This window comes from Pseudomonas sp. NS1(2017) (assembly GCF_002269425.1).
GTDB lineage: Bacteria > Pseudomonadota > Gammaproteobacteria > Pseudomonadales > Pseudomonadaceae > Aquipseudomonas > Aquipseudomonas reactans.
Map to the genome: position 1 here is coordinate 1,928,810 of NZ_CP022960.1, position 19,949 is coordinate 1,948,758.

At 61.0% G+C, this 19,949-nt stretch carries 17 protein-coding genes; 12 read left to right on the forward strand and 5 right to left on the reverse strand.

The window, feature by feature from the left end; all coding sequences use genetic code 11:
- Nucleotides 1-88: 88 nt before the first annotated feature.
- Entirely contained in the window at nt 89-1,378 is a 1,290-nt protein-coding gene (gene cytX / locus CI807_RS09165) for a putative hydroxymethylpyrimidine transporter CytX (RefSeq protein ID WP_095014456.1), read from the forward strand.
- On the opposite strand, the gene CI807_RS09170 is transcribed toward cytX, so the two are convergent.
- The gene (locus tag CI807_RS09170; protein ID WP_016975621.1) at nt 1,347-2,084 is read right to left on the reverse strand and encodes an RsiV family protein; all 738 of its coding nucleotides are present in this window, start codon (nt 2,082-2,084) and stop codon (nt 1,347-1,349) included. The genes cytX and CI807_RS09170 overlap by 32 nt on opposite strands.
- Before the next feature lie 193 nt (nt 2,085-2,277).
- Here CI807_RS09170 and CI807_RS09175 point away from each other — a divergent pair, with 193 nt between their 5' ends.
- From CI807_RS09175 to CI807_RS09215, 9 genes are all read left to right on the forward strand, one after another.
- Nucleotides 2,278-2,895 (forward strand): NUDIX domain-containing protein, encoded by a 618-nt coding sequence (locus CI807_RS09175; RefSeq protein WP_028615494.1) that lies wholly within the window; start codon nt 2,278-2,280, stop codon nt 2,893-2,895.
- Nucleotides 2,886-3,335: a DUF1249 domain-containing protein gene (locus CI807_RS09180; protein ID WP_003171323.1), complete on the forward strand. Its 450-nt coding sequence runs from the start codon at nt 2,886-2,888 to the stop codon at nt 3,333-3,335. Before CI807_RS09175 ends, CI807_RS09180 begins: the two co-directional genes overlap by 10 nt.
- Before the next feature lie 154 nt (nt 3,336-3,489).
- Nucleotides 3,490-4,755 (forward strand): FAD-dependent oxidoreductase, encoded by a 1,266-nt coding sequence (locus CI807_RS09185; RefSeq protein WP_095014457.1) that lies wholly within the window; start codon nt 3,490-3,492, stop codon nt 4,753-4,755.
- Nucleotides 4,756-4,882: 127 nt separating this feature from the next.
- Nucleotides 4,883-5,689, forward strand: a complete 807-nt coding sequence (cpdA, locus tag CI807_RS09190; protein ID WP_095014458.1) for a 3',5'-cyclic-AMP phosphodiesterase — start codon at nt 4,883-4,885, stop codon at nt 5,687-5,689.
- A gap of 49 nt (nt 5,690-5,738) precedes the next feature.
- A complete protein-coding gene (locus tag CI807_RS09195; protein ID WP_095014459.1) occupies nt 5,739-6,347 on the forward strand; it encodes a YqiA/YcfP family alpha/beta fold hydrolase in 609 nt (202 codons plus the stop codon).
- A 45-nt stretch (nt 6,348-6,392) separates the two neighbouring features.
- Entirely contained in the window at nt 6,393-8,297 is a 1,905-nt protein-coding gene (gene parE / locus CI807_RS09200) for a DNA topoisomerase IV subunit B (protein WP_016975625.1), read from the forward strand.
- On the forward strand, nt 8,297-9,289 hold the full coding sequence (locus CI807_RS09205; protein WP_095014460.1) for an esterase-like activity of phytase family protein: 993 nt from the start codon (nt 8,297-8,299) through the stop codon (nt 9,287-9,289). Before parE ends, CI807_RS09205 begins: the two co-directional genes overlap by 1 nt.
- A gap of 73 nt (nt 9,290-9,362) precedes the next feature.
- On the forward strand, nt 9,363-11,627 hold the full coding sequence (gene parC / locus CI807_RS09210; protein ID WP_028615499.1) for a DNA topoisomerase IV subunit A: 2,265 nt from the start codon (nt 9,363-9,365) through the stop codon (nt 11,625-11,627).
- 176 nt (nt 11,628-11,803) lie between these two features.
- Entirely contained in the window at nt 11,804-12,514 is a 711-nt protein-coding gene (locus tag CI807_RS09215; RefSeq protein ID WP_025999682.1) for a membrane integrity-associated transporter subunit PqiC, read from the forward strand.
- Between the two features lie 151 nt (nt 12,515-12,665).
- Here the strand turns inward: CI807_RS09215 and CI807_RS09220 are convergent, their stop codons facing one another.
- Nucleotides 12,666-14,168 (reverse strand): AhpA/YtjB family protein, encoded by a 1,503-nt coding sequence (locus CI807_RS09220; RefSeq protein WP_095014461.1) that lies wholly within the window; start codon nt 14,166-14,168, stop codon nt 12,666-12,668.
- Between the two features lie 133 nt (nt 14,169-14,301).
- Here CI807_RS09220 and serB point away from each other — a divergent pair, with 133 nt between their 5' ends.
- The gene (serB, locus tag CI807_RS09225) at nt 14,302-15,516 is read left to right on the forward strand and encodes a phosphoserine phosphatase SerB (RefSeq protein ID WP_095014462.1); all 1,215 of its coding nucleotides are present in this window, start codon (nt 14,302-14,304) and stop codon (nt 15,514-15,516) included.
- Between the two features lie 130 nt (nt 15,517-15,646).
- Here serB and asd read toward each other — a convergent pair whose 3' ends face one another.
- From asd to CI807_RS09240, 3 genes are read right to left on the reverse strand one after another with little or no spacing between them, the layout of a single operon-like run.
- A complete protein-coding gene (gene asd / locus CI807_RS09230) occupies nt 15,647-16,507 on the reverse strand; it encodes an archaetidylserine decarboxylase (RefSeq protein ID WP_095014463.1) in 861 nt (286 codons plus the stop codon).
- Nucleotides 16,508-16,522: 15 nt separating this feature from the next.
- Nucleotides 16,523-17,338 (reverse strand): rhodanese-like domain-containing protein, encoded by an 816-nt coding sequence (locus CI807_RS09235; protein ID WP_095014464.1) that lies wholly within the window; start codon nt 17,336-17,338, stop codon nt 16,523-16,525.
- A gap of 57 nt (nt 17,339-17,395) precedes the next feature.
- Entirely contained in the window at nt 17,396-18,931 is a 1,536-nt protein-coding gene (locus CI807_RS09240) for an HDOD domain-containing protein (protein ID WP_095014465.1), read from the reverse strand.
- A gap of 166 nt (nt 18,932-19,097) precedes the next feature.
- Between CI807_RS09240 and motA the strand changes: the two genes are divergently transcribed.
- Nucleotides 19,098-19,949 (forward strand): flagellar motor stator protein MotA, encoded by an 852-nt coding sequence (gene motA / locus CI807_RS09245; RefSeq protein ID WP_016976894.1) that lies wholly within the window; start codon nt 19,098-19,100, stop codon nt 19,947-19,949.

Consider the following 19,949-nt stretch of genomic DNA (forward strand, 5'->3'; position numbering starts at 1 on the left):
CGATGGCGATCTTGTTGGCGCCATCGCCGGCAAGCCGGGCTCCTACAAAGGATGTACCAGATAATAATGTTCCTCAGAGATAACACCCTTGAGCATTCAACCGAGTACTTACTCCCCTGATATCGCAGTGCCGAGCGACAAAAGAGTCTTCGGCGCCCGCGACCTGTTCTCACTCTGGTTCTCCCTCGGCATCGGCCTGATGGTCCTGCAGACCGGCGCCTTGCTTGCGCCGGGGCTGGGCCTGTCCGGTTCGTTGCTGGCGATTTTCCTCGGCACCCTGGTGGGCGTCCTGCTGCTGGCCGCCGTCGGCGTGATCGGCAGCGACACCGGCCTGTCCGCCATGGCAGCCCTCAAGCTCAGTCTTGGCGCCAAAGGCGCCAGCCTGCCGGCGCTGCTCAACCTGCTGCAGTTGATCGGCTGGGGCTCGTTCGAAATCATCGTGATGCGCGACGCGGCCAGCTTGCTAGGCACGCGGGCGTTCAGTGAGGGCAGCCTGTTCGCCAGCCCCTTGCTGTGGACCCTGTTTTTCGGCGGCCTGGCAACGCTGCTGGCGGTCAGTGGTCCGCTGACTTTTGTGCGTCAGATCCTGCGCAAATGGGGCATCTGGCTGCTGCTCGCCGCTTGCCTGTGGCTCACCTGGAACCTGTTCGCCAAGGCCGACCTCGCCGCACTCTGGGCCAAGGCCGGTGACGGTTCGATGCCATTTGCGGTGGGTTTCGATATCGCCATCGCCATGCCGCTGTCGTGGCTGCCGCTGATCGCGGATTACTCACGTTTCGGCAAGCGCGCCAACAGTGTGTTCGGCGGCACGGCGCTTGGGTTCTTTATCGGAAATTTCTGGCTGATGGGTCTGGGCGTGGCCTACACCCTGGCGTTTGCGCCGAGCGGTGAAGTCAACGCGCTGTTGCTGGCATTGGCCGGGGCTGGCCTGGGGATTCCGCTGCTATTGATCCTGTTGGATGAATCGGAAAACGCCTTCGCCGATATTCACTCGGCGGCGGTTTCCAGCGGAATATTGTTGCGTTTGAAGGTCGAGCACCTAGCACTGGCTATCGGTGTGATCTGCACGCTCATCGCCTGCTTTGCGCCATTGGCCCAGTACCAGAACTTCCTGCTGCTGATCGGCTCGGTCTTCGCGCCGCTGTTTGGCGTGGTGCTGGTGGATCACTTCATCCTGCGCCGTCGTAGCGCGGGTGCAGTAGCCAGTCTGCGCTGGCCAGCCTTAATCGCCTGGCTGGGTGGTATTGCGACTTACCACCTGCTGGCCAATCTGTATCCGGATGTCGGCGCAACCCTGCCGGCGCTGGTGCTGGCTGGGTTGCTGCAATTCATCCTGGGCCGGGCCTTCAGCGGCGCGCGGGCACCAGTTCAGGCTTGAGGATGCCGTCCAGGCGCGAGTAAGGAATCTGCAACTCGACGTGGCCCAAGGCATACGGCGCAATCGTGGTGGTGGGGTACTTGAGGATCACGCCACCGTAGGTCAGCGCCACGTTCGGGGTTTTCTGGAAGGGGTACTGTTTCACGTACTCCGGCTCCAGGCTCAGGCGGGTGCTGATCAGCCAGCTGTTATGGGCCACCTGGGCGGCTTTCCAGAACGCATCTTCCTTGCCGGGCAACAACATGTCGGTGAGGGTGAGGGCCTTTTGCTGCTGGCGCGAATAGTTGATGAACGCACGGCCCGGTTCGCCGTGGGTGGCGCCCTGGTCCAGGTAACTGGATAACTCGATGATCACCAAGCCGTCATGCTGCTCACGTACCTTGGCCTGCAAGTACATGCTGTTGCGTGGAGCGGCGGTGCGCAGGAACTGCTCGCTGTACGTCGCGAGGCTGCTCGGCAGCGGGTCGGCCTGGGTCATTTCCAGCAGGCGCTGTTCGATCAAGGCGTCCAGCTTGGGTTCCTTGGCAAAGTGCACGGTGTCGATGTTCACCAGCGGGCAGTCGGCACTGGCGCAGCCCGGCTTGCTTTGCTCGGTGGCGTCGCGGGTGGCGTCCAGCGGGGTTTTGTAGCTTGGCTGGAACAGGCTTTGGCAAGCGCCGAGGGTCAATGCGATGCAGGCCACGGAGGCGATTTTTAAAAGCGACATGGATGTCCTTCGTCTAGCGATAAGAGCGAAATTTGTGGAGCTTCGACTGTCAGCAAGGCCGTCAGTTCGCCACTAAGCTGATTAGAGTGAGTTTGACGCCCGCCGTCTATCCCGGCAACTGGAAAGGGGCTGCATCCAGAGGCATGAGCGCGTTAGGATGGCGCCAAATGCGCAGGCTCAATGAGGAAGGGATATGACGGACATCGCAAAATCGACGCCGAGCACCATCGAGATTGTTCAGCGCGACAATGCCTACCAGGGCTTCTACAAGCTTGATCGCGTGCAACTGCGCCACGAGAAATTCGATGGCGGCATGAGCCGGGTGATCAACCGCGAAGTCTTCGTTCGTCATGATGCCGTGTGTGTATTGCCTTACGACCCGCAACGCGATGAAGTGGTGCTGATCGAGCAGTTCCGCGTAGGCGCCATGGGCCGTACCGACAACCCGTGGCTGGTGGAAATGGTCGCCGGCCTGATCGACAAGGATGAAGAGCCGGAGGAGGTTGCACACCGCGAAGCCGAGGAGGAAGCTGGGCTGACATTCTCCGCGCTGTGGCCGATCACCAAGTATTTCCCGTCGCCCGGCGGCAGTACCGAATTTGTCCACTTGTACCTGGGCCGTTGCGACAGCTCGGGCGCCGGTGGCGTCCATGGATTGGAAGAAGAAGCTGAAGATATCCGCGTCACCGTCTGGGCTTTCGAAGATGCCCTGCAAGCGGTGCGCGACGGCAAAATTTCCAACGCAGCCAGCATTATCGCCCTGCAATGGCTTGCGCTTAATCGCGCGGAAGTGAGGGGGTTATGGCAGTAAAGGCACGGGAACGTTATCGAGTCGACCTGATCGGGCTGCAAGCCGCTTGCGAGGCGAATTACGCGCGCTTGATGCGCCTGCTCCCCGATATGCGCCATGCCCCCGAGGCGCGGCGCATCGGCGTAACCCACGGCGACCAGATGCTTGGCGTGCTGGCGCTGGAAGTCATCGTCAATTGCCCGTACACCACCACCCTGCGGGTGCGCCAGGAACACAGCCTGCCGTGGCTGCCGGTGCCGCAACTGGAAGTCCAGGTGTACCACGACGCGCGCATGGCCGAAGTGATCAGCGCCGAACATGCGCGACGCTTTCGCAGCATCTATCCCTACCCCAACGTGTTCATGCACCAGCCCGATGAGAAAGCACAGCTCAATGTGTTCCTCGGTGAGTGGTTGAGCCATTGCCTGGCCCTGGGCCATGAGTTCGAAGTCGTTCGATAACGGGTTTTTCCTGCGTGCTTTTGTCGGACTAGTTACGGCATGTGAAGGATTTTTCCTGATTGGCTCTAGCCCTGTAGTTTTTACCTATTCGGACTCTCCTTAGCGTACAGCGCCTGCATTCCGCACGGCGATTGGACCTGGGTGGACTGAACAGATGAATGTTGTAGTAATAGGTGCTGGCTGGAACGGTTGCCACTGTGCGTTAACGCTGGCAAAGGCAGGCCACCAAGTGGTTTTGCTGGAAAAAGCAGATGAGGTATTTCGCGGGGTTTCAGGGGATTTTGGTATCCGCCTGCATAAAGGACCTCACTATCCGCGATCCAAAGCCACACGAAAAAACTGCCTGGCTGCCTTTGATCGGTTTTGCGAGGAGTACCCGGACTTAGTCGTTGCCCATGAAAGCGCTATTTACGCCCAAGGGCGCACCGATGCATTGGGGAACCGCTCCAAGGTCAGCGCACAGGTGTTTGCAGATGTCTGTCATGAATCCCCCGAGTGTCGAGCGTTGGACTTCCGCGCCCTGGGTTTCAATGAGCTCGAATCGGCATTTCATCTCGATGAGCCCAGTGCTGTGCTTGGGGAGCGTCTGCGTATTTATTTCAAGCAAAAGTTGATCGATGCCGGTGTGCAGGTCCACCTTGGCGTAAATGTCGAGAGCATCCATACCCGGCACGATGGGTTGAAAGTTATCCACGCAAGTGATGGCCGTTCGATGGTCGCTGATCGAGTGATTAACTCCACTGGCTTTCAATCCCTGCTGCCGGAACGCTTCAAAGAGGATTTTCCTTTCGACGTCGAGGTTGTTTATCAGCCTTGTCTGGCACTGTGCTACAAGGATCAAGCGCCCGCACAAAAGCCGTTGTCATTTATCGTGATGGACGGCTGGTTCCCTTGTCTGATGCCGGCGATCACCTCTGATGCCCTGGTGTGCGACGATTACATACTGACCCATGGCAGTTACACCATTATGGGCTCATTCGCCGAGCCGGATCAGGCGCATGCCTTATTGGCGACACTCTGCGATGCTTTCATCGAAGCGAACATCAAGCCCGCCACCGAAACCCAAATGCTCAGGTTTTGGCCGCAATTTCTGCAACGCTTCCGCTACACCGGCTGGAAGGGCGCTGTGCTGGCGAAGCTCAAGACGCGTTCGGAGTTTCGTAGCGCCGTTACCTTTGAGCGAGATGGCGTGATCTATATATTCCCAGGAAAAATCAGTAATGCGTTTGACGCGGCGGATGAGGTGTTGACGCTGCTTGGCGATCAGGGATGCGTCGAGCAAAACGGGTTCAGGTTTGCAATGGATGGCGTACTGTTTGCTGCTTGGCAGGAGCTGGAGGAAAAGCCGCAGCCGTGGGAGCAAAACACCTGCAATTTGCACACTTACCAGCGAATGAGTGTTCAAGTATCCGAGCAATAACGATTAGGTTCGGTCCAGGCAATTAAAACGCATAAGTGTGAACCTGGCGGTGTTCCAGTATTTGCGACAGCTTCAGCCACACACCATAATTGCGCTTTGATGCCTAACTCAGAGTTTATGGCCGAGCATGCCTATTTTGCCCGTTGATCATCCCGTATTGCTGGTGCAACTATCTGACAGCCATCTGTTTGCCGGGGCCGACGGTACGCTGCTGGGCATGAACACCTGTGAAAGCCTGCAGCGAGTGATCGAGCTGGTCCATGAGCAGCAGCCGAAGATTGATCTGGTGTTGGCCACGGGGGATCTGTCCCAGGACGGCACATTGGAGTCGTACCAGCAATTTCGCGACATGACCCGGCAGATCGACGCCCCGGCGCGCTGGATCCCCGGCAATCACGACGAGCCGCACATCATGGCCCACGCCGCCGTGCACAGCGATCTCTTGGAGCCGGTGGTCGATATCGGCAACTGGCGCGTGACTCTGCTTGACTCCGCCGTACCCGGTTCGGTGCCGGGCTACCTGCAAGACCAGCAACTGCAACTGCTCGCCCAGGCCCTCAGTGAAGCGCCGAGCCGTCATCATCTGGTGTGTTTTCATCATCATCCGGTGTCCATCGGTTGCGCCTGGATGGAGCCCATCGGCCTGCGCAATCCTGAGGCGTTGTTTGCCGTGCTCGACCGTTTCCCGCAGGTGCGAGCGGTACTCTGGGGTCACGTGCACCAGGAAATCGACCGCGAACGCAACGGCGTGCGCCTGCTGGCGTCGCCGTCGACCTGCATTCAGTTCGCGCCGGGCAGCGAAGATTTCAAGGTCAGCGAGCAAGCGCCCGGCTATCGCTGGCTGCGCCTGCATGCCGACGGACGGTTGGATACCGGGGTAGAGCGCTTGGTCGGCTTCGCGTTTACGGTGGATTACGGTAGCAACGGCTACTGAGATTTACCTGTAAACTGCGCCTTTTTGGCGCAAGCACGGAGAGCCCGGCATGTCCGCTTCGATCCTGTATATCCACGGTTTCAACAGTGCGCCTGCGTCCAACAAGGCCACTCAGCTGATGACTGTGATAGGCGCCATCGGCCTGGCCGACCAATTGCGCGTGCCGGCCTTGCATCACCATCCCCGTCAGGCGATTCCTCAGTTGGAAGCGGCCATTGCCGAACTGGGGCGGCCACTGCTGGTCGGCAGCTCACTCGGCGGCTACTATGCAACCCATCTTGCCGAGCGCCATGGCCTCAAGGCGCTGCTGGTGAACCCGGCGGTCAGCCCTCACCGGATGTTCGACGGTTACCTGGGCACCCAGAAGAACCTCTACACCGATGAAACCTGGGAACTGACCCACGACCACGTCACGGCGCTGGCCGAGCTGGAAGTACCGGCTCCCCAGGATGCGGCGCGGTATCAGGTGTGGTTGCAGACCGGGGATGAAACCCTGGATTATCGCCTCGCCCAGCAGTACTACCGGGCCTGTGCCTTGCGCATCCAGGCCGGCGGCGACCATGGTTACCAGGGGTTCGCCCAGCAATTGCCGGCGATGTTGAGCTTTGCCGGCATTGGCGCAGATCAGTATCAATCCTTCGATTTTTCTTCATTGTAAGAATCGCAGGTCACTTTTTAATCGAACGACTCACGACGAGACCCCATGGCCACTCCCAGCGCTAGCTCTTATAACGCCGACGCCATCGAAGTCCTCTCGGGCCTCGACCCGGTGCGCAAACGCCCCGGCATGTACACCGACACCAGTCGGCCGAACCACCTTGCCCAGGAAGTCATCGACAACAGCGTCGACGAAGCCCTGGCCGGTCACGCCAAGTCGGTGCATGTCATTCTCCACGCTGACCACTCCCTGGAAGTGTCCGACGATGGTCGCGGCATGCCGGTGGACATCCACCCGGAAGAGGGTGTACCCGGCGTTGAGCTGATCCTCACCAAGCTGCATGCGGGTGGCAAGTTCTCCAACAAGAACTACCAGTTCTCCGGCGGCCTGCATGGTGTGGGTATTTCGGTGGTCAACGCCTTGTCGACGCTGGTGCGGGTCAAGGTCAAGCGCGACGGCAACGAGTACCAGATGACCTTCGCCGATGGCTACAAAGCCACCGATCTGGAAGTGATCGGCACCGTTGGCAAGCGCAACACCGGCACCAGCGTGTACTTTGCGCCGGATCCGAAATACTTCGATTCGCCGAAATTCTCCATCAGCCGCCTCAAGCACGTGCTCAAGGCCAAGGCTGTACTGTGCCCAGGCCTGCTGGTGACCTTTGAAGACAAAGGCACCGGTGAGAAGGTCGAGTGGCACTATGAAGACGGCCTGCGTTCGTACCTGGAAGACTCCGTCAGCGACTTCGAGCGCCTGCCCAACGAGCCGTTCTGCGGCAGTTTGGCCGGTAATAAAGAAGCGGTGGACTGGGCGCTGCTGTGGTTGCCGGAAGGTGGCGACAGCGTGCAGGAAAGCTACGTCAACCTGATCCCGACGGCCCAGGGCGGCACCCACGTCAACGGTTTGCGCCAGGGCTTGCTGGATGCCATGCGCGAATTCTGCGAATACCGCAGCCTGCTGCCGCGCGGCGTGAAGCTGGCGCCAGAAGACGTGTGGGAGCGCATCGCGTTCGTGCTGTCGATGAAGATGCAGGAGCCGCAGTTCTCCGGCCAGACCAAAGAGCGTCTGTCGTCCCGCGAGGCGGCGGCGTTTGTCTCCGGCGTGGTCAAGGATGCCTTCAGCCTGTGGCTCAACGAGCATCCTGAATTGGGCTTGGCCCTGGCGGAGTTGGCGATCAACAACGCCGGTCGTCGCCTGAAGGCCAGCAAGAAGGTCGAGCGCAAGCGCATCACCCAGGGCCCGGCATTGCCCGGCAAGCTGGCCGATTGCGCCGGGCAAGACCCGATGCGCTCCGAGCTGTTCCTGGTGGAGGGTGACTCCGCCGGCGGTTCCGCCAAGCAAGCGCGGGACAAGGAGTTCCAGGCGATCCTGCCGTTGCGCGGCAAGATCCTCAACACCTGGGAAGTCGATGGCAGCGAAGTCCTGGCCAGCCAGGAAGTGCACAACATCGCCGTGGCCATTGGCGTTGACCCAGGCGCAGCGGACATGAGCCAGCTGCGCTACGGCAAGATCTGTATCCTCGCCGACGCCGACTCCGACGGCCTGCACATCGCCACGCTGCTGTGCGCGCTGTTCGTGCAGCACTTCCGCCCGCTGGTGGATGCCGGTCACGTCTACGTTGCGATGCCGCCGTTGTACCGGATCGACCTGGGCAAGGAGATTTACTACGCCCTGGATGAAGCCGAGCGCGATGGCATCCTCGATCGCCTGGTCGCCGAGAAGAAACGCGGCAAGCCACAGGTCACGCGATTCAAAGGCCTGGGTGAAATGAACCCGCCGCAGTTGCGCGAAACCACCATGGACCCGAATACCCGGCGCCTGGTGCAGTTGACCTTGGAAGACTACGCCGCCACCTCGGAAATGATGGACATGCTGCTGGCGAAGAAGCGCGCGCCGGACCGCAAGTCCTGGCTGGAGTCCAAAGGCAACCTGGCCGAGGTTCTGGGCTGATGCGCACAGGTTTCGCCCTGGCGATCCTGATGTTGAGCGGGTTGGCTAGCCAAGTGGTTGCCGCGCCCGTGGCTGAGCTGAAACTGGTGTCCGAACACCCGGTGGACGGCATGCGCGGTGGCAACCTGTCGGGCCTGGCCGTGTGTGGCAAGGAGTTGTGGACGGTTTCCGACCGTGATGACGACCAGATCTACCGCCTGGATATCAGCGCGCCGACCTGGCAGGTCGAGGCGGTAAAGATCGACGTGCCACCGGTGCCGGAATCCGGGCTGCCGTGGGGTTTGCGTTCGCGCACCAAGGCCGCATCGTTCATTCGCGGTGGCGATTTGGACTTTGAAGGCATCACCTGCGATGCCGCCGGCAACCGCTACATAGTCAGCGAAGCCCATGCGGCGGTGCTGCAAGTGCCAGTGACGGGCGCGCCTGAGTGGTTGAAGATCGCGCCGGGCATGGTGCGTGAAGCGCGGGCCAGTGGCATGTTGCTGCACTTCAACGCCTTGTTTGAAGGCCTAGCGATCAATCCCGAAGGCAATCAGATTTGGCTGGCAGCCGAGCGCGAACGACGCGGGCTAATTTCGATCAAGCGTCCGCAAAGTCTGTGGGATTGTGATGGCCCCTGTGTATTGTTGAGCGAAGCCGGCCAGGAAGTGCAACCGGCCCAGTTCCCGAACCCCAAGGCGGTGTCCAAGGACTTCGCCGACCTGGCGCTGTTCAACGGTAAGCTGTTTACCCTGGAGCGCAATGCGTTCCAGATTTGCCGGCGTGATGCGGTCACGGCCAAGGTCGAACTGTGCTGGTCGTTTGCCGACGAGACCCTGACGCCCGAGCGGCGTTATCCTCAGCCCTATGGCCTGGCCGAAGCCCTGGTGGTGGACGCCGACGGTGCCTGGCTGGGCATCGACAACAATTTCGGCCCGCGTGCCGATGGTGAAAAGCGCCCCGTGGTCTATCGTTTCGCCGCCCCTGCCGGTGGCTGGAGCGCTCGCCCATGAGCCCCTGTTTTTTTGAATTGACCCGGTGCAGCAGCAGTTGCGCAGCACCTTACCCGACCATGATGAGGCCCGCATGAGTGACATCCTCGCAGACAGCTTAGATGGCGTAGAACGCCGGTCGCTGGCTGACTTCACCGAAAATGCCTACCTCAACTACTCCATGTACGTGATCATGGACCGTGCCTTGCCGCATATCGGCGACGGCCTCAAGCCCGTACAACGGCGCATTATCTACGCCATGAGTGAGTTGGGCCTGGACGCCGATTCCAAGCACAAGAAGTCGGCGCGTACCGTCGGTGACGTGCTCGGTAAGTTCCACCCCCACGGCGATTCCGCCTGCTACGAAGCCATGGTGCTGATGGCGCAGCCGTTCAGCTACCGCTACACACTGGTAGACGGCCAGGGCAACTGGGGTGCGCCGGATGATCCCAAGTCCTTCGCCGCCATGCGTTACACCGAGGCGCGCCTGTCGCGTTATTCGGAAGTATTGCTGAGCGAACTGGGGCAGGGTACTGCGGACTGGGGGCCTAATTTCGACGGCACCCTCGACGAGCCGCTGGTGTTGCCGGCACGTTTGCCGAACATCCTGCTCAATGGCACCACCGGTATTGCTGTGGGTATGGCCACTGACGTGCCGCCGCATAACCTGCGTGAAGTCGCCACCGCCTGCGTGCGCTTGCTCGATGAGCCGAAAGCCACGGTAGAACAGCTCTGCGAGCACATCCAGGGGCCGGATTACCCGACCGAAGCGGAAATCATCACGCCGCGCGCCGACCTGCTGAAGATGTACGAAACCGGCAAGGGCTCGGTGCGCATGCGCGCCGTGTACCACATCGAAGATGGCGACATTATCGTCACCGCGTTGCCGCATCAGGTGTCTGGCGCCAAGGTGCTGGAGCAGATTGCCGCGCTGATGCAGGCCAAACCGTCGAAATTGCCGCAGGTTGCCGACCTGCGTGACGAATCCGACCACGAAAACCCGTGCCGTATCGTGATCATTCCGACTAACAGCCGGGTCGACCACGAAGTGCTGATGCAGCATCTGTTTGCCAGCACGGACCTTGAGTCCAGCTACCGGGTCAACGTCAACATCATCGGCCTGGACGGCAAGCCGCAGCTGAAAAACCTGCGCAACCTGCTGGTGGAGTGGCTGGAGTTCCGGGTCAACACCGTGCGTCGCCGCCTGCAATTCCGCCTGGATAAGGTCGAGCGTCGCCTGCACCTGTTGGACGGCTTGCTGATTGCCTACCTCAACCTGGATGAAGTGATCCACATCATCCGTACCGCCGAGCACCCGAAAGCCGAGTTGATTGCGCGTTTCGAGCTGAGCGAGATTCAGGCTGACTACATCCTCGACACCCGCTTGCGTCAGTTGGCGCGACTGGAAGAAATGAAGCTGCGCGACGAACAGGACGCGCTGCTCAAGGAGCAAGCCAAGCTGCAAGCCCTGCTGGGCAGCGAAGCCAAGCTGAAGAAGCTGGTGCGCAGCGAATTGATCAAAGACGCCGAAACCTACGGCGATGACCGTCGTTCGCCGATCGTGCAGCGCGCAGAAGCGAAAGCGCTGACAGAAACCGAGTTGCTGCCAAACGAGAAAATTACCGTCGTTCTGTCGGAAAAGGGTTGGGTTCGCTCCGCCAAAGGGCATGATATTGACGCCACTGGCTTGTCGTACAAGGCGGGTGACGGCTTCAAGACCGCTGCCGCCGGGCGTTCCAACCAGTTTGCGGTGTTTATCGACTCCACCGGACGCAGTTATTCGGTGCCCGCCCACACTTTGCCGTCTGCACGGGGGCAGGGTGAGCCATTGACTGGGCGCCTGACGCCGCCGCCAGGCGCGAATTTCGAGTGTGTGTTGCTGCCGGACGACGATGCGCTATATGTGATCGCCTCCGACGCGGGCTACGGGTTTGTGGTGAAAGGTGAAGACCTGCAGGCCAAGAACAAGGCCGGTAAGGCTTTGCTGAGCTTGCCGAACAACGCCAAGGTGATCCTGCCGCGGCCGGTGGACGATCGCGAGAGCAACTGGCTGGCCTCGGTGACCACCGAAGGGCGTTTGCTGGTGTTCAAGATCAGCGACCTGCCGCAGTTGGGCAAAGGCAAGGGCAACAAGATCATTGGCATTCCCGGCGAGCGGGTGGCCAGTCGCGAAGAGTATGTGACCGACATCGCAGTGATCCCGGAAGGCGCGACGTTGGTGCTTCAGGCCGGCAAACGTACCCTGTCGTTGCGTCCTGACGACCTTGAGCATTACAAGGGTGAGCGCGGTCGGCGTGGTAACAAATTGCCTCGCGGCTTCCAGCGCGTGGATGCTTTGCTGGTGGAAACGCCGGTTTAACGCGTATTAGAGCCCTCGATCTACGATTTAACGCGTAGATCGACGCTTTGGCGCTGGAGTCATGGCGCATATTCACGGATGATATGGCCTTTCCAGCGCCGGCGTGGCCGAGCGTGTTTAGGTTATTTTTAGTATTACATTGTGGTTCGCCTTGTGGCAGCCACCTGGATGGGATGATGACTGCTCCACGCCTTCCTTTATTTTTTGTGCTCGCTGGCCTTTTGGGGCTGGCGGGTTGCAGCACACATCAACCGGTGTCGCTGTACCAGCTGGACAGCGGAAGTCCGGCTCAACCTGCACAGACCGCCGGCATGGCCGTCTTGCTGGGCCCGGTGGTGGTCGCCGACTACCTGCAACGCGAAACACTGCTGCAACGTCAGAACGATGGCAGCCTGCAAGGTTCCACCGATGGTCGTTGGGCGGGCAGCTTGTCCTCCGACATCAACCAATTGATGTTGCGCCAGGTCGCAGGTCAGCTGGACAGCCAGCGTGTGGTGCTGGCGCCCGCGCCGACCGGGTTTACTCCGGATGTGCAGGTGTTGTTGACGATCACGCGTCTTGACTCCGGTGCGTCGCAGCCGGCGATTCTCGATGCGCAATGGCGCTTGATCGATCGTCGTGGCCAGGTACGCGATAACCGCATCGTGCACCTGCAGGAGCAGCACACCGGCACCACCGCGTCCCAGGTCCAGGCCCAGGGCGTGTTGTTGCAACATCTGGCGCAGCAGCTATCGGTGGCCCTCAAGCCATTGGCCAACCAGCCGCCGATTGCGGAAGCGCCACGCAAGCAGAGCGCCCCGGCGCAGGCCAAGCCGGCAGAGCCGCAGAAGCCGAAGATGCCAATGGCGACGCCGATTCGCACGGATATGGAAGTGTTCAGGTTCTGATCTGAATCGCAGATACAAAAAAGGCCCGCTGACTCAGCGGGCCTTTTTGTTGGCTGTAGACCTGTAGGAGCCGGCTTGCCGGCGATGGCAATCTCACCATAACCACCGGCCTCAAGGGCCTCATCGCCGGCAAGCCGGCTCCTACATAAGATCAGGGCTTGCGGGTCTCGTGCATCCGCGCCAACTGCCGCTCCAGCATCGAGGGATACGGTTCCATCAACCGCTCCACACAGCTTGCACCCTCTGGGCTGGCAATCGGACGGATCCGTGCGCGCTGGCGGATCAGCGTGTCTTCACTGATCTTGCGCTCCACCAGCAACAGGTTGCGGCTGTGTTGCGACAGGGCCAGGGCATCCTGGGCGCTCTCGGTGAGCAGCAGGTCGATCTGGCTCATGCCAAACAGGTCATCGCTCACCGTCAGGCCCAACTGCAGTTGCAGCGTGATGCCACTGTCAGCCACTTCAATCTGCAATTCATGGCCCAAGGCGCGCAGCAGCTCACCGCAGCAGATGGCGTTGGTCAGGTAGTCTTCGCCACTGTCTTCGCTGTGGAACAGCATCAGCGTGCTGCCGTCGTTCAAGGTGTGCAGTTCGCTCTGGTAGAGCGATGCGGCCTGGTCGAGGCAGTCGCGGTAGCGTTCCAGTAGCTCGGTCAGGCGTGCACGGGGCAGGCGACGCAGTTGATCCTGAGCGCCCAGTTGCACAGCCAATACGGCGCTGAACTGGGGTTCGGTGTTCTTCACCGGGACTGGCTTCGGTGCGACGGCCGGTTCGCTGGCCGAGGTGTCGCGCAGGTCGGCGAAGGGGTCTTCTTCGTCCAGCTCGTCTTCTTCGGCTTTGAACGCCTGGCGGGTGGCAGGCTTCAGGCCCGCTACCGGCGCGTCTTGCACTTCAAACTCAGGCTCATCGTCGTAGTCTGTTTCGTCGAACTCAGGCTCTGGCTCTACTTCGCGCACTACGGGTTCCGGGGCGAAACTGGCGTGCAACTGGCGGGCGAGGTCGCCGATCTCATCCTGGCGGTCAGTGGCCGGGGTGTGTTCGTCGATATCGCGCAGCCAGATGCGCAACTGCATCAGCGGCGTAGAGATGTGTCGACCCAGGCGCAGGCTCAAGGCCAAGGCCAATGCCAGCAGGATCGCGCTCAAGATGCCCATGCTTTGCAGGCTGATGGTCATCGGCTGCTGGAATTGCTGCATGTCCAGGCTGATGCGCAGTTGGCCGGCCTTCACGTCCTGGAACGTGATATTGCTCGAATACAGGCCTTCGGCCTCACCCAACAGGCCGTTTTTCGGGCGCTGCCCGGCTTCGGCCATGATCCGGTTGTCCACACTGTAGATGGCGGCGTGGGCCACCAGCGGGTTCTTGGTCAGGTTGTTGAGCAGCACGTTGAGGCTGAGGATGTCATTGGACACCAACAGCTCAGTCGCCGAGGTGGCGGTCTGGGTGGTCAAGCTCTCGCCCAGGGCGTCGGCTTGCTCGTGCATGGCCTGTTTGAACTGCAAACCCATCACGCAGGCGTAGATCACCAGGGCCAGGGCGACCAGGATCACGTTATGGCTGGCGATGCGTAATGCGATCGGTACACGGCGGTGGCGCAGTGCCCGGAAGATCAGCAGGAAGAAATTATCGGTTTTTACTGGCGTGGGCCGGTTCACTTGCGCTCGGCTCTTGGTCCGTGAAGTTGACGCGCAGTATAGCGACAGCCCTAGGACCGGCAAAGCGCTGGCTGTGCCCGATGGTCACTGAAAGTGGGTAGAATGCGGTTTTTTTCCAGCCTGGGGGTGCGCCTTGCGCGAAATTGTCCTGATTAACATCACGGGGGAAGACCGCCCAGGTCTGACCGCAGCCATTACCGGTGTTCTGGCCCAGGGTGGTGTGAACATTCTCGACATCGGTCAGGCGGTGATCCACGACACCTTGTCCTTCGGCATCCTGGTCGAGATCCCGAGTACTGAACAGGCGTCTTCGGTGCTCAAGGACATCCTGTTTACGGCGTATAAGCTGGATCAACAGGTGCGTTTCACCCCGGTTTCCGAAGAGGACTACCAGCAATGGGTCGCCGGCCAGGGCAAGAAACGCCACATCGTGACGCTGCTGACCCGCAAGGTCACTGCCGAACAATTGCAGCGCGTCAGCTCCATTACTGCGCAATACGGCTTGAATATCGACCATATCGACCGTCTGTCGGGTCGCATGCCACTGGACACTCCGGCCGACAAGGGCAAGGGTTGCATCGAGTTCTCCGTGCGCGGCGAACCGGCCGACCCGCAAGCCCTGCGCGCCGAGTTCCTCAGCGTGGCCCAGGAGCTGAATGTCGATATCGCCTTCCAGGAGGACTCGTTGTTCCGCCGCAACCGCCGTCTGGCGGTGTTCGACATGGACTCCACGCTGATCGAGGCTGAAGTCATCGACGAGTTGGCCAAAGCCGCCGGTGTGGGCGAGCAGGTTTCCGAAATCACTGAACGCGCCATGGCCGGTGAGCTGGACTTCCGCGCCAGCTTCAAGGAGCGCCTCGCGCTGCTCAAAGGCCTGGACGTGAGCGTGCTGGACTCCATCGGCGCCTCCCTGCGCCTGACCGAAGGCGCCGAGACCCTGTTCGCCGAACTCAAGCGCCTGGGCTACAAGACCGCCATCCTGTCCGGCGGCTTCACCTACTTCGCCAAGCAACTGCAGGCCAAGCTGGGCATTGACTACGTGTTCGCCAACGAGCTGGAAGTGGTGGATGGCAAGGTGACCGGCGTGGCGGTCGAGCCGATTGTCGACGCACAGCGCAAGGCGGATTTGCTGAAGGAACTGGCGCACAAGGAAGGCTTGCGTCTGGAACAGACCATTGCGGTCGGAGACGGTGCGAATGACCTGCCGATGCTGGCGGTTGCCGGGTTGGGTGTAGCGTTCCGTGCCAAGCCGTTGGTGAAGCAGTCGGCCAAGCAGGCGATTTCGACGCTAGGACTGGATGGCGTGCTGTATCTGCTGGGCTTCCGTGACCGCGACGGGCAGCTTTAGGCCGTCACGCCACCCCCTGTAGGAGCGAGCTTGCTCGCGAAAATCGTCAACGATTACACGGGCATTCTGGATGCCCGCGGTGTTCTTGAGTTCTTCGCGAGCAAGCTCGCTCCTACAGGGTCTGTGTCGATCAGGCTTTAGGTGCGGCGATGCCTTGGCCCATCTGTACCGGGGTGCCAGCGGCCAACTCTTCAGCCCACTTCACCTGATCCGGCCCGAACAGCACGATCGCGGTCGAACCCAGCTTGAAGCGACCCAGCTCTGCACCTTTCTCCAGATGAATCGGCGCGCGTGCAGCCTCGTCGTAGCGGAAGGTTTTCAGCTCGCGCTTCGGCGGCGTTACCAGCCCGGCCCACACGGTTTCAATCGACGCCACAATCATCGCGCCCACCAACACCACAGCCATCGGGCCGCGTTCGGTGTCGAAAATGCAGGCAACGCGCTCGTTGCGCGCGAACAGCTCAGGTACGTTTTCAGCGGTAGTCTGGTTCACCGAGAAGATGCGACCCGGGATGTAGACCATCTCACGCAGCGTGCCAGCCAGCGGCATGTGCACGCGGTGGTAGTCCTTCGGCGACAGGTAGATGGTGGCGAAATCACCGCCCATGAACGGAGCCGCTACGGCCGAGTCGCCGCCCAGCAATTCCAGCACGCTGAAACTGTGGCCCTTGGCCTGGAACACCCGGCCATGCTCGATTGGGCCCAATTGGCTGACCGCACCATCTGCAGGGCTCAACACCGCGCCTGGGGTTTGATCCAGTGGGCGCGCGCCGTCTTTCAGGGCGCGGGTAAAGAAGGCGTTGAAGTGCTCGTAGGCGGTCACGTCTTCAACCAGGGCCTGGGACATGTCCACTTGATAACGTTTGGCGAACCACGTGGTGAAGGCATTCTTGAACCAGCGCACGCGGCATTCGGCGATGCAGCCGGCCAGGCGCGACAGCAAGTGGTGCGGCAGCAAGTACTGGCTGAGGATAAACAACTGCTTTTTCATAACTGTCCTTAAACCTTAAATCTCGACGGGGGTGTCGGGGTGGTTGCCCCATTCGCCCCAGGAACCGGCATAACCTTTGACTCGCGGATAACCGAGCGCCTTGGCCACCAGGTAGGTGAAGCCAGAGCGGTGGTGAGTCTGGCAGTGGGTGATGATTTCTTTGTCGCGGGTCAGCCCGAGATTTTCGAGGATCTGCGGCATGTCACGGCGGATACGCAGGTTGCGCGCCTTGTCCATGCCGGCGGTCCATTCGAAGTTCACTGCGCCGGGAATGTGCCCGCCTTTGGCGGCGAGTACCTTTTCGCCGGAATACTCCAGCGGACCGCGTGCGTCCCAGATGCCCAGGTCGGCGGCGCCCAGGCGGCTTTGCAGGTATTCACGGGTGGCGGTGGGGCCATCGTGCAACGTGAGGCTGACCGGACCGCCGATGGGGGCGGGCACGTCGGTCGAGACCGGGTGCTTTTCTTCCAGCCAGGCCAGCAGGCCGCCGTCCAGGTAGTGGTACTTCTGGTGGCCGATCACGTCGAGCATCCAGATGAAGCGCCCGGCCCAACCGCCGCCTTCGTCGTCGTAGACCACGTAGGTGGCGTCCGGGGTGTGGCCCAGTTCGCCGAACAATTTCTCAAGATCAGCCTTGTTGGGCAGCAGGCCGGGCGCTGGCGGCTGGCCCAGTTGGGTGCGCTTGGGGTCAACGAAATGCGCGCCGGGGATATGCCCTTCGGCGTAGCGGGCGGCACTGGTAAGGTCCACCAGTATCAGGTGTTCGGTATCGAGGCGACCAAGCAGGTCGCTGGATTCGATCACCAGCGGCAAGCCAGAGAAGTCAGGCATGTGAGGTCTCCTGGGCACAAATGTTGGCGATAAAAGACGGCGATTGTAGCGCAAGCATCAGGCGCTGCGGTTGGTAAAGCAGTGCAGGGCTTTCTCGATGCATTGGGCGGTTTTACCGAAGGCCTGCACGGTGGTTTCCGAGAATGGCCCGCCGCCCTGGTCGGCCACCATCAGCATCACCACCTTGCCATTGCAGCTCAGCGAGCGCAGCAACAGGTGTTCGCCGGTGAACAGGCGACGCAGGATCGGCGGCAGCAAGGCCGAGAACTGCGCATGGTTTTCCGGGTTGAGGCGCACCTGCGCGGATTTTTCCAGCAAGCGCTGCAGCAACGTGCTGTTGACCACATCCAGGCTCAAATTGGCCGCATCCTTCGGCAGGCCATCGGCCTGGTGCACACGCAAGGTGCTCATGGCGCGGTCAGCCATTAATAGCATGACCCGCTGCATGCCACTGGCCACCAGGGCTTCCTTGGCGCAGGTGGTCAAGTGCATGGCGTTGGCAAAGCGACTCGGCTCCACCAGCAGTTCGGTGCAGCGTTTGCGCCACACGGCCAGGGCCTCGGCGGTGGGCGGCGGCGCTGGGAGCAGGCCGCGATGAATCTTTTGTACATGCCACGGCCAGATCAGCGACAGCGCCGGGTGCCAGAGGTCTGGCATCAAGGCGGTACGGGCGCTGGTGACGGCCTGCTGGTGAACCTGTTGTTGTACCTCGCCCAGAGGCTGTTGCAGGTACAGCGCCGTGAGGAGTTGCCAGCGTTCGGTGTGCGGGCAGGTCCAGGATTCCTGGGCCGACATCGCCAGGCCGTTGGCCAGCAGCACGGTGTTGGCCGGCTGGTTCAACCAGCGGCGCAGATTGGGTTCGGCGTCGAGTAATTGCTGGTGGCGCAATGGGTCGTCTTCGCGGGCGATGTGCAGCGCCTTGACCAGCAGGCGTTGCTCGCTCATCAGTAGCTTGTAGCCCTGGGACACCCAGATCGGCAGGTGCCAGGCTTCGGTCAGGCCGACGCACAGGTCCAGCAAGCGCACGCCGAACAACGCCTGCTCGACCTCGCGCGCCGATTGGCCTTTGTGGATCACCCGCAGTTCCCATTCTTCAAGGAGCTTGGGGTAGGCGACCGCCATCGGCCACAGCGGCGACAGAAACAGCAGGCTGCCCCAGTGAATGTCCTGCCACAGTCGCGCCAGGCGGCTCCCGAACAAACCGTTGGCTTGCTGCGAAGCGTGCTGGCTCACCAGCAACAATTGGCGCAACGCCACGGGGATCTCGTTGGCCGGCACCGAGGGCAGGCGCGCCAGCAGTTCTTCGGCGCGCTTGAGGCCCAGGCGGTTGAGCGCCACTTCGAGGTTTTCCGCCGGTTCCGCCAGGCTGCCATGGGTATGGCTGTTGGCCTCGCGCATCACGCTGAGCACGAGCGCCGGGCTGCTTTGCATCAGCTCGGCAATATCTCGCAATGAACTGCGGCTGTCGCGGATGCCTTTGCACACCCGGTCGTGGCTGGCCTGGGGCACAGGCAGCAGCACATCGTCCAGGCGCTTGATCCAAGCAGCGAGAGAGTTGGGTTTTGCAGTTGGGACTGTCGTTTCATTAGCCATGATAGGGGCGCGATCATCACTTGCGGTCTACACGCCCGGAGCGGGCCGAACTGGCTTTTCGCCTTAACGGGCTATAGTCTGGCGCAGTTTTGCCGATAAGTAGAACAAGAGTTTTCTGCTACACCCAATATGTCCATGAACCCGACGGCGCAAGTACTCATCCCCTATGGCTAAAATTATCGGCATCATCGTCGTCATCGCAAGTGTGCTCGGTGGCTACGTCCTGTCCCACGGTAAAATTGCTGCGTTGATCCAGCCCTTCGAAGTGCTGATCATCGGTGGTGCGGCGTTCGGCGCATTCTTGCAGGCCAACCCCGGCTACATGACTATGCACGTGGTCAAGAAATCGCTGGGGATGTTCGGTTCGCGCTTCACCCACACCTTCTATCTGGAGGTTCTGGGCCTGGTCTACGAGATCCTCAACAAGAGCCGCCGCGAAGGCATGATGGCCATCGAGGCTGACATCGAAGACGCCGCCGCCAGCCCGATTTTCGCCAAGTACCCGGCTGTGCTCAAAGATGAGCGCATGACCGCCTACATCTGCGACTACCTGCGCATCATGTCCTCCGGCAACATGGCCCCCCATGAACTGGAAGGCCTGTTCGACATGGAGTTGTTCAGCCTCAAAGAAGAGTTGGAGCATCCTTCCCACGCCGTGACCGGCATCGCTGACGGTATGCCGGGTTTTGGTATCGTCGCGGCGGTACTCGGTATCGTGGTGACCATGGCGTCCCTGGGCGAGGGCGACCAGGCCGCCATCGGCATGCACGTTGGTGCGGCACTGGTGGGTACGTTCTTCGGTATTCTCGCGGCCTACGGCTTCTTCGGTCCGCTTGCGACCTCCCTGGCCCATGACGCCAAGGAAGAAATCAACCTGTACGAATCGATCAAGGCCAGCCTGGTCGCTTCGGCTTCCGGCATGCCGCCGTCACTGGCGGTGGAGTTTGGCCGCAAGGTGCTGTACCCGAAACATCGCCCAAGCTTCGCCGAGCTGGAACAAGCGGTTCGCGGTCGCTAA